General features: G+C 71.0%; 19 protein-coding genes. 8 read left to right on the top strand and 11 right to left on the bottom strand.

All coding sequences use genetic code 11. From position 1 onward, the window contains the following. Window positions 1-58 precede the first annotated feature (58 nt). Both ACIF9R_RS09540 and ACIF9R_RS09535 read left to right on the top strand, forming a co-directional pair. A complete protein-coding gene (locus ACIF9R_RS09540; protein ID WP_399976601.1) occupies window positions 59-829 on the top strand; it encodes an energy-coupling factor ABC transporter ATP-binding protein in 771 nt (256 codons plus the stop codon). Window positions 830-925: 96 nt separating this feature from the next. After that, complete coding sequence (locus ACIF9R_RS09535; RefSeq protein ID WP_399976684.1) at window positions 926-2,089, top strand: serine hydrolase domain-containing protein; 1,164 nt, start codon at window positions 926-928, stop codon at window positions 2,087-2,089. A 189-nt stretch (window positions 2,090-2,278) separates the two neighbouring features. Here the strand turns inward: ACIF9R_RS09535 and ACIF9R_RS09530 are convergent, their stop codons facing one another. Further along, window positions 2,279-2,554, bottom strand: a complete 276-nt coding sequence (locus ACIF9R_RS09530; RefSeq protein ID WP_399976598.1) for a DUF1876 domain-containing protein — start codon at window positions 2,552-2,554, stop codon at window positions 2,279-2,281. Between the two features lie 429 nt (window positions 2,555-2,983). Here ACIF9R_RS09530 and ACIF9R_RS09525 point away from each other — a divergent pair, with 429 nt between their 5' ends. Continuing rightward, a complete protein-coding gene (locus tag ACIF9R_RS09525; protein ID WP_399976596.1) occupies window positions 2,984-3,628 on the top strand; it encodes a hypothetical protein in 645 nt (214 codons plus the stop codon). A 287-nt stretch (window positions 3,629-3,915) separates the two neighbouring features. Continuing rightward, a complete protein-coding gene (locus ACIF9R_RS09520; RefSeq protein ID WP_399976593.1) occupies window positions 3,916-4,155 on the top strand; it encodes a hypothetical protein in 240 nt (79 codons plus the stop codon). 235 nt (window positions 4,156-4,390) lie between these two features. Here ACIF9R_RS09520 and ACIF9R_RS09515 read toward each other — a convergent pair whose 3' ends face one another. Together ACIF9R_RS09515 and ACIF9R_RS09510 are read right to left on the bottom strand one after the other, a co-directional pair. Beyond that, window positions 4,391-6,604 (bottom strand): MMPL family transporter, encoded by a 2,214-nt coding sequence (locus tag ACIF9R_RS09515; protein WP_399976590.1) that lies wholly within the window; start codon window positions 6,602-6,604, stop codon window positions 4,391-4,393. Window positions 6,605-6,737: 133 nt separating this feature from the next. Then, a complete protein-coding gene (locus ACIF9R_RS09510) occupies window positions 6,738-7,340 on the bottom strand; it encodes a TetR/AcrR family transcriptional regulator (protein WP_399976587.1) in 603 nt (200 codons plus the stop codon). A gap of 174 nt (window positions 7,341-7,514) precedes the next feature. Between ACIF9R_RS09510 and ACIF9R_RS09505 the strand changes: the two genes are divergently transcribed. Then, the gene (locus ACIF9R_RS09505; RefSeq protein ID WP_399976584.1) at window positions 7,515-10,832 is read left to right on the top strand and encodes a S41 family peptidase; all 3,318 of its coding nucleotides are present in this window, start codon (window positions 7,515-7,517) and stop codon (window positions 10,830-10,832) included. Window positions 10,833-11,012: 180 nt separating this feature from the next. Here the strand turns inward: ACIF9R_RS09505 and ACIF9R_RS09500 are convergent, their stop codons facing one another. From ACIF9R_RS09500 to ACIF9R_RS09485, 4 genes are all read right to left on the bottom strand, one after another. Continuing rightward, the gene (locus tag ACIF9R_RS09500; protein WP_399976581.1) at window positions 11,013-11,192 is read right to left on the bottom strand and encodes a hypothetical protein; all 180 of its coding nucleotides are present in this window, start codon (window positions 11,190-11,192) and stop codon (window positions 11,013-11,015) included. Between the two features lie 76 nt (window positions 11,193-11,268). After that, window positions 11,269-12,153, bottom strand: coding sequence for an SDR family oxidoreductase (locus ACIF9R_RS09495; RefSeq protein ID WP_399976579.1), 885 nt, complete (start codon window positions 12,151-12,153; stop codon window positions 11,269-11,271). Further along, entirely contained in the window at window positions 12,150-13,088 is a 939-nt protein-coding gene (locus ACIF9R_RS09490; protein WP_399976576.1) for an alpha/beta fold hydrolase, read from the bottom strand. The genes ACIF9R_RS09495 and ACIF9R_RS09490 overlap by 4 nt, the downstream gene beginning before the upstream one ends. Further along, on the bottom strand, window positions 13,085-14,602 hold the full coding sequence (locus ACIF9R_RS09485) for a flavin-containing monooxygenase (RefSeq protein ID WP_399976573.1): 1,518 nt from the start codon (window positions 14,600-14,602) through the stop codon (window positions 13,085-13,087). Before ACIF9R_RS09485 ends, ACIF9R_RS09490 begins: the two co-directional genes overlap by 4 nt. Window positions 14,603-14,778: 176 nt before the next feature. Here ACIF9R_RS09485 and ACIF9R_RS09480 point away from each other — a divergent pair, with 176 nt between their 5' ends. Next, window positions 14,779-15,399: a MerR family transcriptional regulator gene (locus ACIF9R_RS09480; RefSeq protein WP_399976682.1), complete on the top strand. Its 621-nt coding sequence runs from the start codon at window positions 14,779-14,781 to the stop codon at window positions 15,397-15,399. A 141-nt stretch (window positions 15,400-15,540) separates the two neighbouring features. Here ACIF9R_RS09480 and ACIF9R_RS09475 read toward each other — a convergent pair whose 3' ends face one another. Beyond that, a complete protein-coding gene (locus ACIF9R_RS09475) occupies window positions 15,541-16,353 on the bottom strand; it encodes an exodeoxyribonuclease III (RefSeq protein ID WP_399976570.1) in 813 nt (270 codons plus the stop codon). A 50-nt stretch (window positions 16,354-16,403) separates the two neighbouring features. On the opposite strand from ACIF9R_RS09475, the gene ACIF9R_RS09470 reads away from it, so the two are divergent. Continuing rightward, window positions 16,404-16,880: a GNAT family N-acetyltransferase gene (locus tag ACIF9R_RS09470; protein WP_399976567.1), complete on the top strand. Its 477-nt coding sequence runs from the start codon at window positions 16,404-16,406 to the stop codon at window positions 16,878-16,880. 160 nt (window positions 16,881-17,040) lie between these two features. After that, window positions 17,041-17,664, top strand: a complete 624-nt coding sequence (locus tag ACIF9R_RS09465; protein ID WP_399976564.1) for a DUF6461 domain-containing protein — start codon at window positions 17,041-17,043, stop codon at window positions 17,662-17,664. 315 nt (window positions 17,665-17,979) lie between these two features. Here ACIF9R_RS09465 and ACIF9R_RS09460 read toward each other — a convergent pair whose 3' ends face one another. The 3 genes from ACIF9R_RS09460 to ACIF9R_RS09450 are packed head-to-tail and all read right to left on the bottom strand — an operon-like array spanning window position 17,980 to window position 20,119. Continuing rightward, entirely contained in the window at window positions 17,980-18,753 is a 774-nt protein-coding gene (locus tag ACIF9R_RS09460; protein ID WP_399976561.1) for a L,D-transpeptidase family protein, read from the bottom strand. A gap of 56 nt (window positions 18,754-18,809) precedes the next feature. Next, entirely contained in the window at window positions 18,810-19,616 is an 807-nt protein-coding gene (locus ACIF9R_RS09455; RefSeq protein ID WP_399976558.1) for a hypothetical protein, read from the bottom strand. Next, on the bottom strand, window positions 19,616-20,119 hold the full coding sequence (locus tag ACIF9R_RS09450; protein ID WP_399976555.1) for a SigE family RNA polymerase sigma factor: 504 nt from the start codon (window positions 20,117-20,119) through the stop codon (window positions 19,616-19,618). Before ACIF9R_RS09450 ends, ACIF9R_RS09455 begins: the two co-directional genes overlap by 1 nt. Between the last annotated feature and the right edge of the window lie 156 nt (window positions 20,120-20,275).

Below are 20,275 nucleotides of genomic sequence, written 5' to 3'. Positions count from 1 at the left end.
AAGTGAGAGAAGCCATTCCCCACCCCGCTGAAGCGGGGCGTCCCCCGGCTAGGTTCTGATGGATGCTGTGACTACCGCTTCCCTGGAGGTCTCCGGCCTCGCCTTCGCCTATCCCGACGGCCACCAGGCCCTGTTCGGCGTGGACTTCTCGATCGCGCGCGGCGAGCGGGTCGCGCTGCTCGGCCCGAACGGCGCCGGCAAGACGACCCTGGTCCTGCATCTCAACGGCATCCTGACCGGCGGTGCGGGCACGGTGACGGTGGCCGGCCTCGAGGTCGGCAAGCGGCACATGGCGGAGATCCGGCGCCGGGTCGGCATCGTCTTCCAGGACCCCGACGACCAGCTCTTCATGCCGACGGTGCGCGAGGACGTGGCGTTCGGTCCGGCGGCTGCCGGGCTCAGGGGGCCCGAGCTGGAGGAGCGCGTGGACCGCGCGCTGGGACTGGTCGGCATGGCGGAGTTCAAGGACCGCCCGCCGCACCACCTCTCCTTCGGGCAGCGGCGCCGGGTGGCCGTGGCGACCGTCCTGGCGATGGAGCCGGAGATCCTGGTGCTGGACGAGCCGTCCTCCAACCTGGACCCCGCCTCCCGCCGCGAACTCGCCGACATCCTGCGCTCCTTGGACGTCACCGTGCTGATGGTCACGCACGACCTGCCGTACGCGCTCGAACTGTGCCCGCGCTCCCTGATCCTCAGCGACGGGGTGATCGCGGCGGACGGCACCACGGCGGACCTGCTCGCCGACGACGCGCTGATGCGCGCCCACCGTCTGGAGCTGCCCTACGGCTTCGACCCGCTCTCGGTGCCGGCCGCGCCCGGCCGTTCATAACGATCGCGTCCCGGCGCCCGCACACAGGAATCGCAGGCGGGCAGGCACCGTTGCACCGGTGTCACAGGTGAGCGGAAGGATCAACGGGACGTGGGCGTGGACGTGCACGGCACAGTGGCCGAGGGGTTCGAGCCGGTCCGGGAGGCGTTCGCGCGGAACTTCGACCGGCTCGGCGAGCGGGGTGGGGCCGTCGCCGTGTACCGGGACGGGCGCAGGGTCGTCGACCTGTGGGCCGGGGCGAAGGACGTCGACGGCGGCGCCGCGCCCTGGCGGCGGAACACCGCCCAGGTCGTGCGCTCGGCGACCAAGGGGGTGGCCGCCGCCGTACTCCTGCTGCTGCACCAGCGCGGTGAACTGGACCTGGACGCGCCGGTCGCCGCGTACTGGCCGGAGTTCAAGGCGCACGACAAGGAACGGCTGCTGGTCCGGCACGTCCTGAGCCACCGCGCCGGCCTGCCGGTCCTCGACCACCCGCTCACCCTCGCGGAGGCCGCCGACCCGCGCCGGGCCGCCGAGGCCCTCGCCGCCCAGGCCCCCGCTTGGGAGCCGGGCAGGGACCACGGCTACCACGCGCTGACCTACGGCTGGCTGCTCGACGAACTGGTGCGCCGCCTCACCGGCCGGGGATCCGGCGAGTGGATCGCGTCGGAGATCGCCGGCCCGCTGGGGCTCGACCTGTGGGTCGGACTGCCGGACGCGCAGGCGCACCGCGTCGGCACGGTGGGGCGGATCGAGGGGCCCGAGCCGTCCGGCGCGCTCCGCGCCCGCCCCAAGCGCTCGGTCAGCGACGCCTACGCGGACCGGTCCTCCCTGACCCGGCGCGCCTTCGCCGCGATCAGCCCGTACCCCGACCAGAACGACCCGGCCTTCCACGCGGCGGCCCTGCCCGCCGCGGGCGGGATCGCGACGGCGGACGGACTGGCCCGCTTCTACGCCTCACTCATCGGCCAGGTCGACGGCATCCGCCTCTTCGACCCGGCCACCGTCGAGCGCGCCCGCGCCGAGGAGTCGGCGGGCCCCGACCGTGTCCTGGTCGTCGGCACCCGCTTCGGGCTCGGCTACATGTTGCACGGCAGCGCCTGCCCGTTCCTGGCCCCGGGGTCCTTCGGCCACCCCGGCCGCGGCGGCTCCCTCGGCTTCGCCGACCCGGAGTCAGGCATCGCCTTCGGCTATGTCACCAACGGCTTCCGCAGAACGGTGACGGCGGACCCCAGGGCCCAGGCACTGATACGGGCGGTACGGCAGACCCTGCCGGCCTAGGGGTTTCCGGCTTTCCGGCGGATCGGGCCGGGGACGGTGGGGTCCGGCACGCTCCTCCACGGCGTTGTCGTCGGTCGCGACGCTCTGCGTCGCCACCTTCCTCCGCCGTGCGACGGAACGCACCGGCCCCCACTCGGCCCAGCAGGACCGATCCCGTCGGTTGCTTCCGGCCTGATCCGCCGGACATCCCTAGACGTGGATCGGATGCGAGGTCCGCCCCGACGCGTCGTCGATCTCGTCGTGCGCCTTGGTCAGCATCTTCATGGCGAGTTCGTTCAGCGCCCGCGCCCCGGCGATCTCCTCACCGACCCGGGGCTGATTCGGGTCGGTGTAGTGCCGGTTTGCGCGCCCGTGCGCCCGTACCTCGCTTCCGTCGGGCAGCCGGACCAGCGCGGCCGCGCGGGTCTGCTGGTCGTCCTCCATGAACTCCAGCTCCACATGCCATCCCACTGCGGTGTGCATCATGACGATCACCTCCGAGATCCTCCCTTCCAGGGTGCCCCTCCCCATGGCCGGATGCACGTGCCCGCACGGCGCGGGAGGAGACACGAGGACGCCTTCGCTCGCCGCCACGGCAGTCCCGGGTGAGGAGTTTTTGGGGGGAATTTGAGGTTCCTGCAGAAAAGAACGGGCCAATGCTTCTGAGATTCCACCTCACTGCACGAACACATACAGGCAACAGACACCCCTTACGTCGCGTAATGCCCCTTTCTTCCCTTCGTCGCTTTTCAGCCAGTGATCAAGGAGGCGCTACCAGCGGTGTCGATCTTCCGGATACCGTCTCCCCGGCCCCGCCGACCACGGGGCTCGCATGCTCCGACTCTCACGCTCCCGCTTCGCCGGGAATTCCGATCACACAAGGAGCACAGCAATCAACCAGGGAGACACGAAACCATGAACCCGACCGTTTTCCGGGTCAGCACTGCGGCTGCGCTCATTGCCTTCGCACTCGGCGTCAGCGCTCCTCTCGCCTCCGCCGCGAAGACGTCGGACGAAACCCCGGTCGAGCAACCGGACATCGGCACCGTTCCTCCGCAGGAAGCGCTGGAAGAAGACCGTCCTCTCGCCGATGAGCCGGAAGAGACTGCCCTGCCCGACAGAGAGCCGCTGAGCCTTCAGTGCACACCGGGATGGGCCTTCAAGGTCACCAAGAACAAGAAGAACACCATGTCGGTGAAGTACCACACGTTCGTCGAAAACAAGCTGCCCTACGCCGTCGACTTCAAGTTCACTTCGAAGAAGTCGGGGACAACCGAAGTGGGTGCTTCGGTCACCGTGAGCGGCGAAATAAAGGTCCGCATTCTGGGTTCGATCAAGGTTGAAGTGAATGGAAGCGTGAAAAAGAGCTGGACCTCGGAACTCGGCATCGAGACGTACGGAAAGGTCAGGGCGAAGAGCACCGTCTACGGCGATTACGGTATCCGCAAGGAGAATGTATACGGGTACAAGTACCACCGCGGCAGCGCCTGCCAGAAGAGCAACAAGCAGTACATGACGGCCTGGGCCCCGTACAAGGAGGGCTGGGTCACGTATTCCTGACGCCCCAGCCCGATCCGATCCCGGCCATCAGGGCCAGGGCATCTCGACCGACTCTTCTCCCGGAGGCCCCTGTGCGCCGCTCTCCCTCTGCCGCTGCCGCTGTGGTGCTGTTCTTCCTAGGTGGGTGCACCGGCTCCACCGATACGGATCCTCCCGCACGAGCGAACGAGGCGCCGTCCGCAGAGCCCGCCGCTCCACGAACCGGTGCTCCGCAGCCACCGGAATTGGAGGTCCCGCCGACGGCGCAGGTACTCGTACCCGAGACCTCTGGTACCGGCAATGAGGAGTTGCCCGAGTTCACACCCTCCGAGCAGGCGTACACCGTGTATGCCGGCTGCTCCGGCAAGGGCGAGGTGGCCATCGTCGACCGGGCAGGCGACGGGAAACGTCATCCCGTTGCTTGCGACGGCGCACGCACCGTGGGCGTCATCCACACGCCGAAGGAGCCCCAACGCCTGGCGATCCGGGTGACCGGGGGGACCGCCACCTGGAAGATCTCCATCGTCTCGGGCAGCCAGCAGTTGTGAGGCCCCGGGCGTGCTCCGGGTACACGGCGCACGGGGCGTCACCCGAAGCGGTCGGCCGACACCGACTCCGTGTCGGCGATTGCCGCGTCATCTCCACGATCGACAACGGGGAGCAGACGGTCGGGTGCGTCCACTCCGAACACCGCTCCACGGTGGCCGACACCTGAGGAAGCCGGTGAGGGCGCCCCGTCCCCACGGTGCCCTCACCGGCTGGTTTCTGTGTCGTCCGGGGCCGTCAGACCCGTACGAGTTCCTTGTCCTCGTCCTGCGCGGCGTCCCGGGCGCTCAGTGCCTCGCCCTCGACGTCCACATTGGGCAGGGCGCGGTCCAGCCACCTCGGCAGCCACCAGGCCCTGTCACCGAGGAGGGCCAGGACGGCGGGGACGATCGCCATGCGGACGACGAACGCGTCGAAGAGGACGGCGACCGCGAGGCCGAAGCCGATCATCTTGACCATCGAGTCGCTGGAGCCGATGAAGCCGGCGAACACCGCCATCATGATCACCGCGGCGGCGGTCACCACCCGGGCGCTGTACCGGAAGCCGGTCACCACGGCCTGGCGCGGATTCTCGCCGTGGACGTACGCCTCCCGGATCCGGGTCACGAGGAACACCTCGTAGTCCATGGCCAGTCCGAAGACCACGCCGACCATGAAGATCGGCATCATCGACATGATCGGGCCGGTCTCCTCGACGCCCATCAGGCCGGCCAGCCAGCCCCACTGGTACACCGCGACGACCGCGCCGAGGGCCGCCAGCACGGAGAGCAGGAAGCCGAGGGCCGCCTTCAGCGGGACCAGGATCGAGCGGAACACCACGATCAGCAGCAGAAAGGCCAGGCCGACCACCAGGACCAGATACGGCACCAGCGCGTCGTTGAGCTTCTGCGAGACGTCGATGTTCATGGCCGTGGCGCCGGTGACCAGGACGTCGGCCCCGGTGTCGGCCGCGATGCCGGCACCCGTGTCACGGATGTCGTGCACCAGGTCCTCGGTGGTCACCGAGGAGGGCTTGGAGTCGGGGATCACGGTGATCGTCGCCGTGTCACCGGCCTTGTTGGGCCGCGCGGGGTCGACGTCCACGACGTTGTCGAGGCTCTTGATGTCGTCCCCGGTCCGGTCGAAGACCGCCTGCGGGTCACCGGCGCCCTTCGCGTCGACGACGACCACCAGCGGCCCGTTGAAGCCGGGCCCGAAGCCGTCGGAGAGCAGGTCGTAGGCGCGGCGCTGGGTCGTGGACGTCGGCTGGGAGCCGTCGTCGGGCAGGCCCAGTTCGAGAGAGGTCGCCGGGACGGCCGCGGCACCCAGGCCGACCACGCCGAGCAGGAGTACGGCCAGGGGCCGGCGTACGACGAAACTCGCCCAGCGGGTACCCATGTTGGGGCGCTCCGCCTTCTTCCCGCCGGTGTCACGGCCGCCGCCGAGCAGCTTGCTCTTCTCGCCGGCGGGGCGGACCCGGCGGCCCGCGTAGCCGAGCAGGGCGGGGATCAGGGTGAGGGCGATCAGGACCGCGACGGCGACCGTGCCGGCGGCGGCGATGCCCATCTTGGTCAGCATCGGGATGTTGACGACGGACAGTCCGACCAGGGCGATCACGACGGTCAGACCGGCGAAGACCACCGCGGAGCCGGCGGTGCCGACGGCCCGGCCGGCCGCCTCCTCGCGCGCGCGGCCCTCGGCGAGTTCGGCCCGGTAGCGGGAGACGACGAAGAGCGCGTAGTCGATGCCGACCGCGAGGCCGATCATCGAGGCCAGGATGGAGGTCGTGGAGCCGAGGTCGAGCGTACTGGCCAGCGCGGTGATGCTCGCGACGCCGATGCCGACGCCGACGATCGCGGTGAGCAGCGGCAGTCCGGCGGCGAGCAGGGAGCCGAGGGTGATGACCAGGACGACCGCGGCGATGCCGATGCCGATGATCTCGGCGGTACCGGTCTCCGGGACGGCCTGGAGCGCGTCACCGCCGATCTCGACGGTCAGCCCGGCCTCGCGGGCGTCCTCGGCGGCGGCCTCCAGGGCCTCGCGGGAGGACTCCTCCAGCTCCATGCCGGAGACCTTGTAGGTCACCGAGGCGTAGGCGACGCTGCCGTTGTCGCTGACGCCGCCGCCCTCGTAGGGGTCACTGACGCCGGCGACCTCGGAGCCGCCGCCGAGGACGTCGACGGTGTCCCGGACGACCGCCTTGTGGCCGGCGTCGGTCATCTTCTCGCCGTCCGGCGCCTTGAAGACGACGCGTGCGGTCGCCCCGTCGGCGCTGGAGCCGGGGAAGCGCTCCTCCAGCAGGTCGAAGGCCTTCTGGGCCTCGGTGCCCGGGATGGAGAAGGAGGAGTTGCCGGCCACCGGGGCGCCGGCCGCGCCGGCTCCGGCGAGCGCCAGCAGCGCCACCCAGAAGAGGGCTACGAAGTGCCGTCGCCTGAAGGCGAACCGGCCGAGTCGATAGAGGAAAGTGGCCACGAGGGCGTACTCCCGGTCAGGTCGTGGTTGTTTCTGGGCAGGTGTGATCAGCCCGACGACGTGAGCGGTGACGTCAGATGGTGGCTGAGTTGTGCTGTGCAGGGGTGTGGTGTGGTGCCTGACCCGGGGACGGTCAGTCTGCGGGCACGCCGAGGGCGGGGAGCACCACGGCGTCGATGTACGAGAGGAGGAATTCCTGCGTGGGCGGCAAATCGTCGATCAGCGTCCGCGTGGCGAACGCGCCCACGAGCATGTGCACCATGTAGTTCAGAGCGGGGTTGTCGGGGCGGACCTCACCCCGGTCGATCGCGCGCTGGATCACCCGCCCGAACTCTTCCACCTCCGGTTCGACCAGCAGATCCTTGAACGCCTGGCGGAGATCGTCGTTCAGCTGTACCGCCATGGCGAGCGCGCGCATCAGGGCGGCGTTCTCCTCGATGACGCAGTCGTCCTCACGCCCGATGATGGCGTGCAGGTCGCCGCGCAGGGACCCGGTGTCGATGTCGGCGATGCCGCCCGGCTTCTCGCTGCGCATCGCTCTCACCACCAGCTCGGCCTTGCCGCCCCACTGGCGGTAGAGCGTGGCCTTGCTGGACCGGGTGCGGGCGGCCACGGCGTCCATGGTGAGGGCGTCGTAGCCGACCTCACGGAGCAGTTCGAGCACCGCCCGGTACAGCTCGGCCTCGCGCTCGGGGGTGATCCGGCTGCTGCGACGTACCGTCGCGACTTCACTCATGCCGCCCACCCTTCCGCTCGACTCCGACCCTGTCAAAGAAAACGAAACCGTTTCGTACAGAGAGAACGTACCCCACCCTCTATCGAAACGAAACGGTTTCGTTCGTGTCCTGCGTCACGGTTGTCGGTTCGGCATAAGTTGCTGCGCTCCGCCCCCGGGAAAAGCATGGGGAGGGTGACCTATCTGCGTCTGCCGCACCTCAAGGACGACCTGCTGTGCTTCGTGGCCGAGGACGACCTCTGGCTGGCCCCGCTCGACGCCCCCGGCCGTGCCTGGCGGCTCACGGTCGACCGCACCAAACTCGGCCACCCCCGTTTCTCCCCCGACGGCCGGCACATCGCGTACACGAGCTGGCGCAGTCTCGATCCGGAGGTGCACCTCGTCCCGGTGGACGGCGGACCGGGCCGGCGCCTCACCTACTGGGGCAGTTCCGACACCCGGGTCTGCGGCTGGGCACCCCCCGACGACGACGGCCACGCCGAGATCCTCGCCGTCGCCTCGCACGGCGAGCCCTTCTCGTACTTCACCTGGGCCTACAAGCTCGCCTGCGACGGCAGCCCCGGACGCAAACTGCCCTGGGGCCCGGTCTCCGACATCCAGGTCGCCGACATCGCCGGGGAACGCAAGTCACTGCTGCTCACCGGCACCCCACCGCACGAACCGGCCTCCTGGAAGCGCTACCGGGGCGGCGCCACCGGCAGGCTGTGGCTGCACGGGCACCAGCTGCTCGACGGGCTCGACGGCCATCTGCACTCCCCGCTGTTCGTCGGCGGCCGGATCGCCTTCCTCTCCGACCACGAGGGCATCGGCAACCTCTACTCGTGCGCGTACGACGGCTCCGACCTGCGCCGCCACACCGACCACGACGCCTTCTACGCCCGGCACGCCTCCAGTGACGGCACCCGGGTCGTCTACCAGTGCGCCGGCGACCTGTGGATCGTGGACGACCTGGCCGCCGACTCGGTCCCGCGCCGGCTCGACGTGACGCTGAACGGTCCGCGGGCCGGGCGCCGCTCCTACCAGGTACCGGCCGCGCGGCACCTGGACGGTGTCTCGGTCGACGAGACCGGCCGGGCGAGTGCCGTCGTCGTCCGCGGCAGCCTGTACTGGCTCACCCACCGCGACGGTCCCGCCCGCACCCTCACCGACACCCCGGGCGTACGGGTCAGGCTGCCGGAGATGCTCCGCGCCGGGGACCAGGTGGCCTACGTGACGGACGCCGAGGGCGAGGACGCCGTCGAGATCGCCTCGCTCCCCCGGGCCACCGGCCAGCGCGCGCCCCGCCGGCTCGCCGCCGGGAAGCTGGGCCGGGTGCTGGAGATGGTGGCCGACCCGGAGGGGCGGCGGCTGGCCGTCGCCGCGCACGACGGACGGCTGCTGCTGATCGGCACCGACGAGGAGGGCGGGGATGAGGAGAACGGAGACAAGGAGAGCGGGGACGAGGAGAGCGGGGACGAGGAGAGCCGAGGAGAGGTCACCGAGCTGATCCACTCCGGCAACGGGCCGGTGCGTGACCTCGCCTTCTCCCCCGACGGGGCGTGGCTGGCCTGGTCCCACCCCGTCATCGGGCGGTCGCTGCGGCAGATCAAACTCGCCCGGATCAAGGACCGGCTGGTCCTCGACGTCACAGGCGGCCGCTTCGAGGACGAGAACCCCGTCTTCACCCGGGACGGCCGCTATCTCGCCTTCCTGTCCTGGCGCGGCTTCGACCCGGTGTACGACGTGCACACCGGTGATCTGTCCTTCCCGCTGGGCTGCCGCCCCTATCTGGTGCCGCTGTCCTCGGCGACCCCCTCCCCGTTCGCCCTGAATCCCGAGGGCCGCCCGGCCGCCGGGGGCCTGGACCCGGTCGACCGCGAGGACGCCGAGGAGAGCGGCGACGGCGGCAGCACGGTGACCGTCGAGGCGGAGGGCCTGGAGAGCAGGGTCACCCCCTTCCCGGTGGCCGCCTCCAAGTACTCGGGGCTGTACCCGGTCGCGGGCTGCGGTCTGGTGTGGCTGCGCTGGCCGATCTCCGGCGCTCTCGGCGAGACCTTCGTCAACCCCGACGACACCAGCGGCCGGCCCGCGCTGGAACACTTCGACATCGGCAAGGCGAAGAAGTCCGAACTCGTCGCGGACCTCGACTTCTTCGCGGTCAGCGGCGACGGCACCCGGCTGGTCGTGGTGGACGAGGGCGAACTGCGCGCGGTGCCCGCCACCGAGCCCGGCGACAGCGACTCCACGGTGTGGATCGACGCCCGCCGCATCCTGCACGAGGCCGACCCCTCGGCCGAGTGGCGCCAGGCGTACGCGGAGGCCGGGCGGCTGATCCGTGCCTACTTCTGGGAACCGGACATGTGCGGCATCGACTGGGACGCGATCCTGGAGCAGTATCGCCCGCTGGTCGAACGGGTCTCCTCCCCCGACGAGTTCGCGGATCTGCTGCGCGAGGTCCTCGGTGAACTCGGCACCTCCCACGCCTATGTCACCGCCGCCCGCCGCAACGAGGGCCCTCCGCACTACCAGCGCCGCCAGGGCCTGCTCGGCGCCAACCTCACCCCGCGCGAGGCCGGCTGGACGGTCAAGCGGATCCTGCCCGGCGACTCCTCCGACTCCCGGGCCCGTTCCCCCCTGGCCGGCACCGGTGTCCGCGAGGGCGCGGTCCTCACCCATGTCGACGGCCGCCCGGTGGACCCCGTCACGGGTCCCTACCCGCTGCTGGCGGGCGCGGGCGGTACGACGGTCGAGCTGACGTTCGTTCCCGACGGGGGCGAGGGCCCGCCCCGGCGGGTCGCCGTCGTCCCGCTCATCGACGAGACACCGCTGCGCTACCAGGACTGGGTGGCCAAACGCCGCGCGGTGGTCCGGGAGTTGAGCGGCGGACGCTGCGGCTATCTGCACATCCCCGACATGGGCGGCTCGGGCTGGGCCCAGTTCAACCGTGATGTGCGGATGGAGATGTCCCGGCCCGCGCTCATCGTGGACGTGCGCGGCAACGCCGGCGGCCACATCAGCGAACTCGTCGTGGAGAAGCTGACCCGCACCATCATCGGCTGGGACCTCACCCGCAACGCCCAGCCGGTCTCGTACGCCTCCAACGCCCCGCGCGGGCCGGTGGTGGCACTGGCGGACGAGGCGACCAGCTCCGACGGCGACATGATCACCGCCGCGTTCAAACTGCTGGACCTGGGCCCCGTGGTGGGCCAGCGCACCTGGGGCGGCGTGGTCGGCATGACCGGACGGCACCGGCTCGGGGACGGCACGGTCATCACGGTGCCGATGAACGCCGCCTGGTTCGACGCGTACGGCTGGTCCGTGGAGAACAAGGGCGTGGAACCCGACCTGGAGGCGCTGCGCACCCCGCTGGACTGGGCCGAGGGCCGGTACGCGGTGCTCGACGACGCGGTACGGCTCGCCCTGGAACTGCTGGAGGCCCGGCCCCCGGCCACTCCCCCGACCTACCGCGACGTTCCGGACCGCTCCCGGCCGAAGCTGCCGCCCAGAACCTGAGGGGACGGGGCAGGGGACGGGGCAAGGGGACGGGGCAGGGACGGGGCGCCGCGCGAGCGGGTCGGGCCGGACATGAGAAGGGGTGCCCCCTTCGCCAGGGGCACCCCTTCTGCCTGCGCTTCAGTGCGTCCGCTCAACGCGGCACAGCGCTTGGGTCGTTCAGCGCGTCAGGGCTCGACGTCAGACGTCGTAGTCCTGGTCGAAGCGCTCCTCGGACTCGCGCTGACGGCGCTGCTCGTCCATGTCCTCGTCGCGCCGGCGGCCACGGTTCTGCAGCTGCTCCTTGCCCTGCTGGGCACGCTGCCTGGCCTGCTGCTGGAACTGCTCGGACTTCTCCTGGAACTGGTCCTTCATACCCATGTGGGTTCACTCCCGTTGTGGGGTGGGGGAACTTGCCCGTTCAGATTCACACGGGCCCTCACCCTGCGCATGTCGATCAGTCACGGACCGTAGCGCGGTGCTGCTCATCGGCGTTTCCACCGGCCCCGACCAGGCCCGTCCGGACGGTGCCGAGCCGGTCGCCGAACCGCCGGATCTCCCGCTGCCCCACGGTCCCGATGACCGCGGGAAGGTAGCCGCGCACGCCCTGCATCCCGCGCAGCCACCACTGTCCGTACACATGGGCCGACCGCCGCTCGATCCCGGCCACCAGCCGGTCCACCGCGGGGCCCAGCGGGTAGGTCTTGTTGGACGGCCACGGCAGCCGCTGCCGCAACTCCCGCATCACGTCGTCCTGGTCGGCGCCGCGCACCATGTCGGTGTCGGTCCACGACAGGTACCCGACGCCCACCTTCACGCCCCGGTGGGCGACTTCGGCGCGCAGGCTGTGCGCGTACGCCTCCACACCGGACTTGGAGGCGCAGTACGCGGTCATCATCGGCGCCGGTGTGATCGCGGCGAGCGAGGCTATCTGGAGCAGATAGCCGCGGCTCTCGGTGAGCAGCGGCAGGAACGCCCGCGCGGTGACCGCCGATCCGATGAGGTTCACCTCGATCACCCGGCGCCAGGACTCCGGGTCGGAGTCGGCGAACGGACCGCCCGTCGCCACACCGGCGTTGGCGACCACGATGTCGGCCCGGCCGAACCGCTCCCGGACCTCCTCGGCGACCCGGGCCATCGCCTCGTGGTCGGTGACGTCCGCGTACCAGTGGGCACTGTCACTGTGCAGCCGCGCGGAGACGTCCCCCAGCGCGTCCGGCTCCAGTCCGACCAGCGCCACCCTCACCCCGCGCGCGGAGAGCTTGCGGGCCAGCAACTCCCCCACGCCGCGCGCCGCTCCGGTGACGACGGCGACCCTGCCGTCGAGACTGACCCTGCTCATGCGCTCTCCTCGGCGGATACGACCTGCTGGTGGGCTGTCACATGGGCGGCGACGAGTGCCCGGATCCTCTCGGTGACCGGGCCGGGCGCCTCGATGGGCGTCATGTGGCCGACGCCCGGCAGTTCGGTGACGCCGAGACACTGCGGCAGCGCGGCGGCGAGCGTCCGGGCGTGCACGGGCGGGGTGAGCCGGTCCGCCGTCCCGATGACGATCTCGGCGGGAACGCGCACCTCCCGTACCCCGTGGTCGAGATCGAGCTCACCGAGTACCCGCGACCAGGCGTGACGCACCGCGCGCGGGCAGGCGTGCACGATACGGGCGCAGGCCTCGACCATCCCCGGGGCCGAAGCGGGCCCCATCGTCGCGTACTTGAGGAGCCGGCGGGCGAGCGGGGTGACCGGCCCGAGCGGAAGACGGGAGCAGAGGATGCGCCGGGTCAGCGAGGTCCGCACCCGGCCCGCCTTCATCGGCAGCACCGTCGACTCGTCGACCAGCCGTGAACTGCCCGTGCTGCACAGCAGTACGGCGGCGGCATGGGCGGCGAAGGCGGGCCGGCCGGACGCGGCCATGACGGTCATCCCGCCCATGGAGTGCCCGGCGATCACCGCCCGCTCGCCGGATGCGAGGGTGGCGGTGAGGACGGCCTCGAGGTCGTCGGCGAGCGCGTCGGTGGTGCACGCCGGGCTCGCGGGCGTCCGCCCATGGCCGCGCTGGTCGTAGGCGATGACCCGGTGATCGGTGGAGAGTTCACGGATCTGCGCGGCCCAGAAGGCGGTCGAGCAGGTCCAGCCGTGGGCGAGCACGACCGCGGGCGCCCGCTCCGGCCCGTGCACCTCGACGTGCAGCCGGGTGCCGTCGGCGGAGAGGGCGGTCAGTTCGCGGGCGGCGACGGGTGGGGTGTACGGCCCGGAGGCGACGTGGGCGAGGCGGCTCATGCGGTCACCCCGGTGTTCTCCCGGGTGGTGTCCCGTCCGGCGGCGACATGACGCACCACGGCGTACTCGGAGAGGTCGACGCGCCGCGTCTCCCGCCGGAACTCACTCGTCGTCCCGGGCCAGACGGTGGTGTTGCGTCCGCTCTCGTCGAGGTACCAGCTGGTGCAGCCGCCGGTGTTCCACACCGTGCGCTTCATGCGCTCCTGCACCCGGTGGTTCCAGGCGCGGACGGCGCCGGGGCGGGCGTCGAGGGCGACCCTGCCACCGAGGACGTTCAACTGGCGCATGTAGTCGGCCAGATAGTTCAGCTGGGACTCGATCATGAGGATCATGGAGGAGTTCCCCAGGCCGGTGTTGGGCCCGATGATCGTCATCCAGTTGGGGAACCCGGCGGCGGTCGCGCCGCGTAGGGACTGCATCCCGCCCGCCCAGGACTCGGCGAGGGTCCTGCCCTCCGCGCCGACGACCCGCTCGGCGATGGGCATGTCGGTGACATGGAACCCGGTGCCGAACACGATCGCGTCGACCTCGGCCTCGGTCCCGTCGGCGCCGACGACGGTCGAACCGCGCACCTCGCTCAGCCCGCTCGCGACCAGATCCACGTTGGGCCGCGCGAGTGCCGGATAGTACGTGCTCGACAGCAGGATCCGCTTGCAGCCGATGCGGTAGTCCGGGGTGAGCCTGGCGCGCAGGGCCGGGTCCTTGATCGCGCGGGCCATGTTGCGCTTGGCCAGCTGCTCGACGATGCCGAGCTCCCCCGGGTGCTTGGTGAACGCCTGGACCTGCAACTCCCTGACGCCCCAGAGCAGTCCGCGGCGCAGTTTGGTGGTGACGGGCAGGGTGCGGTGCAGTGCGCGCTCGGCGGCGCTGATGGGCCGGTCCATGCGGGGCAGGACCCAGGCCGGCGTGCGCTGGAAGAGGGTCAGCCGCTCCACGAGCGGCTGGATGGAGGGCACGATCTGGATCGCGGACGCGCCGGTGCCGACCATGGCGACCCGCTTGCCGCGCAGGTCGTAGTCGTGGTCCCACCGGGCGGAGTGGAACACCTTGCCGGGGAAGGTGTCGAGCCCGGGGATGTCCGGCAGTTTGGGCTCGGACAACGGGCCGGTGGCGGAGACGACCACGTCCGCGCTGAGGTTCCCGCCGCTGGTCTCGATCTCCCACCGCAGCCGCTCGCCGTCCCACGCCATCCGCTTCACCTCCGAGCCGAAGCGGATGTGCGGGCGCAGGCCGAAGACGTCGGTGACGTGCTCGAGATAGGCGCGGATGTGCTGCTGTCCGGAGAAGGAGCGCGGCCAGTCGGGATTGGGCGCGAAGGAGAACGAGTACAGGTGCGACGGCACGTCGCACGCGCAGCCGGGATAGCTGTTGTCGCGCCAGGTACCGCCGACACTGTCCGCCCGTTCCAGGACGACGAAGTCGGTGATCCCCTCCCGCCGCAGCCGCACGGCGGCCCCGAGCCCACCGAAGCCCGACCCGACCACCGCCACCCGTACATGCTCGTGCTCGGCCATCCTCAAGCCTCCACGCGTCACTCAGAACCATGCCAGTGAACACTGGCGCAATGGGGAGACTAGAGCAGCACCGTACCGATGGGTAGGGGGCGTGCAAGGAAACCTACCGGCGGTACGCCTAGGCTTCAGATGTGGCAGAAGACCGCGAGGGACCGACGGAGCGGCGCGAGTACCGCATGGAGGAGCTGGCCGAGCTGGCCGGCATCACCGTGCGCACCCTGCGCTTCTACCGCGAGCGCAAGCTGATCCCGCCGCCCCGCCGTGAGGGCCGTATCGCCTGGTACGACGACCGTCACCTGGCCCGTCTGCGCACGATCACGGCGCTGCTGGAACGCGGCCACACCCTGAACGGCATAGCCGAGCTGGCCGAGGCCTTCGACCACGGCCGTGACGTCGGCGAGCTCCTCGGCATGGACGCCCCCACCGAGGAGACCCCGGTCCGTCTCACCCCCGAGGAACTCGCCGACCACTTCTCCGGCGAGGTCACTCCGGAGAACCTGGCCGCCGCGCTGAACCTCGGCTATGTCGGCGTCGACGGCGAGGAGATCGTCCACATCAGCCGCCGTCTGCTGGACGTCTCCTCGGCACTGGTCCGCGAGGGCATCCCGCTCGCGGAAGTCCTCCGCACCGGCGCCGCGGTCCGCACCCACGCCGACACCCTGGCCGACCTCTTCGCCGACCTGATCCTCCGCCACGCCCCGGAGGAGGCCGTGCACCGCCTGCGCCCCCTGGCCCGCAGCGTGGTCGACGCGGAACTCTCCCTGGCACTGGACCGGCGGCTGCGCAAGCGGGAGTAGGGGCCGCGCCGGTCCGGTGCCGGCCCCGCGCAGCCGACAGCTCCGGCACGGCGAGGCGGGCCGCCCGCCCGGAAGGCGGGATGCCTCAACCAGCCGCCCGCCCGGAAGGCGCCCCGACCGGACGCCTCGCCTGGGTACCCGTCAACCGGCCGCCTGCTCGAAGACGACCGTCACCGGTGCGTGGTCCGACCACCGCTCGGCATGCGTCGCCGCCCGCTCGACGTAGGCCTTCACCGCCCGTCCCGCGAGCCCCGGCGTCGCCACGGCGAGGTCGATCCGCCACCCGGTGTCGTTGTCGAACGCCCGCCCCCGGTACGACCACCAGGAGTACGGCCCCTCCGCATCCGGATGCAGCGCCCGCACCACATCGACGTACCCGCCGTCGCTCAGGTCCAGCACCCGGGACAGCCACTCCCGCTCCTCCGGCAGGAACCCGGAGTTCTTGGTGTTCCCCCGCCAGTTCTTGAGGTCGGCCTTCTCATGGGCGATGTTCCAGTCCCCGCAGACGACCACCTCGCGCCCCTCGGCGGCGGCCCGCTCCCGCAGCCCTTTCAGATGGGCGAGGAACTCCCCCATGAACCGCACCTTCTCCTCCTGCCGCTCGGTCCCGACCTCCCCCGACGGCAGATACAGCGAGGCGACGGTCACCCCGGGCAGATCCACTTCCACATACCGCCCGCTGCCGTCGAACTCCGCCGACCCGAACCCCACCCGCACCCGGTCCGGCTCACGCCGGCTGTACAGGGACACCCCCGCCCGCCCCTTGGCGGCAGCGGGCGCGTGCACGACATGCCACCCCTCGGGCTCCCGCACCTGCTCCGGCAACTGCTGCGGCTCCGCCCGCACCTCCTGCAGGCACACCACATCGGCGGAGGTCCCGGCCAGCCACTCCACGAAGCCCTTCTTGGCGGCGGCCCGCAGTCCATTGACATTGACGGAGGTCACAGTAAGCACCAGGGCACGATACGACACCCCACGTCCGGGCATGTTTTACGGTATTCGGCATGGATATCCGCCGGGTCCCCTACGACCACCCCGACGCCGTGAAGCTGGACGCCGAAGTCCAGGCCGAGTACCACGTCCGCTACGGCGACGGCGGCGACTCCACCCCCATGCACCCGGCGGACTTCACACCCCCGAACGGCATCTACCTGATCGCGTACGACGAGGCCGGTGTCCCCGTGGCCTCCGGCGGCTGGCGCGTCCAGAACGCCAACGGCGAGGGCAACCGCGACGGCGACGCCGAGCTGAAGCGCATGTACGTAATCGAGCAGATGCGCGGCCGGGGCCTCGCCCGCCGCATCCTGGCCGCCCTGGAGGAGGACGCCCGCGCGGCCGGCCGCGTCCGCATGGTCCTGGAAACAGGCACCGCGCAGCCGGAGGCCATCGCCCTCTACACCTCCAGCGGCTACGACCCCTGCGACAAGTTCGGCTACTACCGCTTCCACGACGACAGCCGCTGCTACGCGAAGGCCCTCTGAGCCCGGCAACGGGTCTGACACGGGACCCGATGAACGCCGGGCCGCTCTACGTTCGGTCGGCCGAAGGGATCGCCAAGAAGATCGAGTCAGGCCTGCCGGATGCATTTCCCGTTCCGTCGACGGTGCACGCATCCTTCGGTTGTCAGTGGCAGGGACCAGGATGGGCAGCATGATGAAAACCGGGGCGGATTACGCATGGTTCCAGAACGACTACCCAGACCTCGCCGAGGCGTACTGCTTCACTCTGGTCAGGGGTCTGTCTCCGGCGGAGGTGGTGTCTCGGCTCGGAGGGCACCCAGAGGCGCCTTTGCGCGGTATGGCGGCACTGGTTGATGCGGCCTTCGCCCGCTTCGGCTTCACGGCGGCTCACCGTCAGTTGGTCGGCATGACGGCGGTGGGCACTTGGACTCTGCTGGTCGAACCCAACGGCTTTTTGGGAGTCACCGAAGAACGGGCGCTACCGGCCTCCGCGGGGACGAGCTGGATATCCCACTTCGTCAACGTCAACGCCGTCGGTACATTTCTCTGGGCGGAGGACCAGGTGCTACGGCTCTGCTTCGACCCCCTGTTCCCGGAGGAACGGTGGGGCACCGCTCCGGATGAGCTCCTGGACGTGCTGCACCGAGTCGGCTTCCATTTCGGCGAGGAGACACCCGAGACAGACCTGTCCTCACTTGCGGCGTTCGCGCTGGCAGAGCACCTGACCGGCGTCGCCATCACCCCGGAGCTGCTCGAGGAGACCACGTTCACCTGCGCCACGGTGCGGATCCGGGGGAGTGCGTAGTCGACGGCGGATCTGCCGATCCAGGAGAGACGCCAAGCAGGCGAGGCGGCGACCGTGCACGAGTCCGCCGGGGGGCCGGCCGGTGGTGCGATGCCGTCGGCCGCGTCGGCCGACCAGTTCGTCCCGATGCCGGCCGACCGTGCCTGTGCCACGGCCCCGCCACCAACCGACCAACTTCCCGCGATCTGCGGGAAGTCTGCCATCAGCCCCACACCGAGGGACTCCACGGTCCGCTCAAGGGCGAGGAGGTCGACATCGGGGCGAGCCCGACAGCGTCCCGTTCGGTTCCAGGGCCCTTCCGCATTCTCTCCACGTTCACCGCGCCAGCGCCGCCCGATCCCCCATCACCACGACCGGTGCGCTCTCCCTGTCCAGCCACCGAAGGAGCTCCCGCATCCGCGGCTTCGGCAGCGTCACACAGCCCTGGGTGGGGGAGCCGTGGTCCACGTGGAACCAGATGCCGCCGCCGCGGTCCGTGCCGAGCGGGCGGGTCCAGTCGAGGGGGGTCGTGCCGGGCTTGCGGTTGTAGTTGATGGCGACGACGTAGTCGAAGGCGTCGCCCAGCGGCTCGCCCTCGACGTTGGTGCCGCGGGCGACGAAGGCCGGGCCCGTGTCATAGGGGAGTTCCGTACCGGGGTCGGGTTCGTGGCCGCCGGCGTCGGTGAGGCCGAAGACGCCGATGGGCGTGCGGCGATCGCCCTGGACGTGGTGGTCGGTCCATCCCTTGAAGCCGTTGTGCGTGGGCCAAGCCTCGCTGACCGGCGTCCAGCCCTCGCCCTCGCGTATGTAGCGCTGGGCGGTACCGGTGCCTTCGTCGGGGCCGTCGCCCGTGACGACGACGGCTTGGCGGGCCGAGGCGGGTATCTCCGCGCGCGTGGCGGGGCCGAGGCCCGGTATCCCGCCCGTCTGCGGGGTCTCCTGGCTGGTCTGGGGGCTGAGGGCCGCATGCGCCCCGGACTGACCGCTCTGTGTCCGTACGTCGGGCGGGTCACCTGCGGTGGGCTCACCTCCGCTGCAGGCGGACAGGAGGAGGCCGGTGAGGAGCAGCGCGGATCCTGTGGTGAACCGGCGGGAAGCGTGCAGGTGCATGAGGGCTCTCAGACTGAGGGGAGTTGAGGAGGAGAAGGCGAGAGGCGGCGCGCGGGTCAGTCCCGCGCGGCCGGAGGGCCGGCCGACGTGGACGGAGGGCCGGCCGACGTGGACGGAGGGCCGGCCGACGTGGGCGGCCGAGTCGCATACTTGTCGAAGCGGAGGTCCTCGAGCATCCGGCGCACCAGCTCCGCCTGCCGCTCCACCACCTCGGGCCCGCCGCCCACACACACCGTCGCGTCGATCACCGCGTCCTGCCCCGGCACCTTGATCAGGCCCAGGTGCCGGTGCGTGGCACCGAGGTCCCGGCACAGCTCGTCAAGCTGCGTGCCGTCCAGCCCCGACGTTCGCTGCAGGTGTAGGACAAGGAGCGAACCACCGGACGCCGACAGCCGGTCGAGCGGCGGACAGATCTCGTACCGGTGGTGTGCGCACTCCAGGCTGCCGTCGACCGGCTGCGAGGCGGCAAAGGCCACCGCCTGCCGCTTGGCCGTGGGCGCCTCGGGCACCGCGAGTCCGTACCAGCCGGGCGGCAGGTCGAGGGTGAGCCCGGCGAGTTCGGCATGGACCAGGCGCTCACGGGACGGTGAGGCCGCCGGCGGTACGAGCTCGGACCCGGGGCCCGCCTCCTGGCCAGGCCGTAGCGCGCCCCCGAGCACGGTGGCGCCCGCGAGCACGGCCGTGACCGCCGCGCAGGCCGCCGCCACCGTGACCGTACGCCGGCGGCGGCGTCGCAGGACCCGTTCCCGTACCCGGCGCATCCGTGAGTCCGGGGCGGGCAGACGGGGCACGGCCCGCTCCAGAAGCTCGCGCAGGGCCCACTCGTCGTACAGCGCCGCCTCGCGCTCGTCATCCGCGGTCATCACGCACGCTCCACCTGCTCGGGCAGCACAGCCCGCAGCGTGCGCAGGGCCTTGGACGCCTGGCTCTTGACGGTGCCCGGCGCGCAGCCGAGCACCGCCGCGGTCTCCTCGACGCTGAGGTCCTCGAAGTAACGCAGCACGACCACCGCCCGCTGCCGCACCGGCAGCGCCCGTACGGCCACGGCGAGGGACTGCTCCAGCTCCACACCCTCGTACGGGTCGAAGGAGGTTGCGTGGTCAGGGAGTTCACCGTGCGGCACCTCGCCGCGCCAGCGCCGCCGCCACCAGGACGCATGCGTATGTACCAGGGCTTTTCGGATATACGCCTCGGGGTGATCGTCCGCGATCCTCGGCCACTTGGGCCATACGCGGGCGAGCACCGTCTGCAGCAGGTCCTCGGCGAGATGCGCGTCGCTGGTCAGGAGCCAGGCGACCCGGAGCAGGCGGGGGCCCCGGGCGTTCACGAACGCCTCGAAGTCCTCGCTGCCCTGCCCCCCGCGCATCGCCGTCCCGCCGTTCCTCTCGGTCTCTCACACTGGGACAACCTGTTGGGCTCCTGATCAGGTTGCCTGGCGCCACCGTCAGCGGGCTGTCCGTACAGCAGCGAGAAGCGGCTGGTGCGGGTGACGGACGGCAGCATCGATACCGCCGCCTGACGG

It is taken from the genome of Streptomyces sp. NPDC086080 (assembly GCF_044540255.1).
GTDB lineage: Bacteria > Actinomycetota > Actinomycetes > Streptomycetales > Streptomycetaceae > Streptomyces.
This window is presented reverse-complemented; position numbering and strand designations above follow the sequence as displayed.

Bases quoted from the DNA above. Each gene is read 5' to 3' on its own strand.
- ACIF9R_RS09485 (WP_399976573.1), bottom strand. From the start codon at position 14,602: ATGGCCGAGCACGAGCATGTACGGGTGGCGGTGGTCGGGTCGGGCTTC.
- ACIF9R_RS09455 (WP_399976558.1), bottom strand. From the start codon at position 19,616: ATGACCGCGGATGACGAGCGCGAGGCGGCGCTGTACGACGAGTGGGCC.
- ACIF9R_RS09540 (WP_399976601.1), top strand. From the start codon at position 59: ATGGATGCTGTGACTACCGCTTCCCTGGAGGTCTCCGGCCTCGCCTTC.
- ACIF9R_RS09525 (WP_399976596.1), top strand. From the start codon at position 2,984: ATGAACCCGACCGTTTTCCGGGTCAGCACTGCGGCTGCGCTCATTGCC.
- ACIF9R_RS09490 (WP_399976576.1), bottom strand. From the start codon at position 13,088: ATGAGCCGCCTCGCCCACGTCGCCTCCGGGCCGTACACCCCACCCGTC.
- ACIF9R_RS09465 (WP_399976564.1), top strand. From the start codon at position 17,041: ATGGGCAGCATGATGAAAACCGGGGCGGATTACGCATGGTTCCAGAAC.
- ACIF9R_RS09480 (WP_399976682.1), top strand. From the start codon at position 14,779: ATGGAGGAGCTGGCCGAGCTGGCCGGCATCACCGTGCGCACCCTGCGC.
- ACIF9R_RS09530 (WP_399976598.1), bottom strand. From the start codon at position 2,554: ATGATGCACACCGCAGTGGGATGGCATGTGGAGCTGGAGTTCATGGAG.
- ACIF9R_RS09460 (WP_399976561.1), bottom strand. From the start codon at position 18,753: ATGCACCTGCACGCTTCCCGCCGGTTCACCACAGGATCCGCGCTGCTC.
- ACIF9R_RS09495 (WP_399976579.1), bottom strand. From the start codon at position 12,153: ATGAGCAGGGTCAGTCTCGACGGCAGGGTCGCCGTCGTCACCGGAGCG.
- ACIF9R_RS09450 (WP_399976555.1), bottom strand. From the start codon at position 20,119: ATGCGCGGGGGGCAGGGCAGCGAGGACTTCGAGGCGTTCGTGAACGCC.
- ACIF9R_RS09500 (WP_399976581.1), bottom strand. From the start codon at position 11,192: ATGGGTATGAAGGACCAGTTCCAGGAGAAGTCCGAGCAGTTCCAGCAG.
- ACIF9R_RS09470 (WP_399976567.1), top strand. From the start codon at position 16,404: ATGGATATCCGCCGGGTCCCCTACGACCACCCCGACGCCGTGAAGCTG.
- ACIF9R_RS09510 (WP_399976587.1), bottom strand. From the start codon at position 7,340: ATGAGTGAAGTCGCGACGGTACGTCGCAGCAGCCGGATCACCCCCGAG.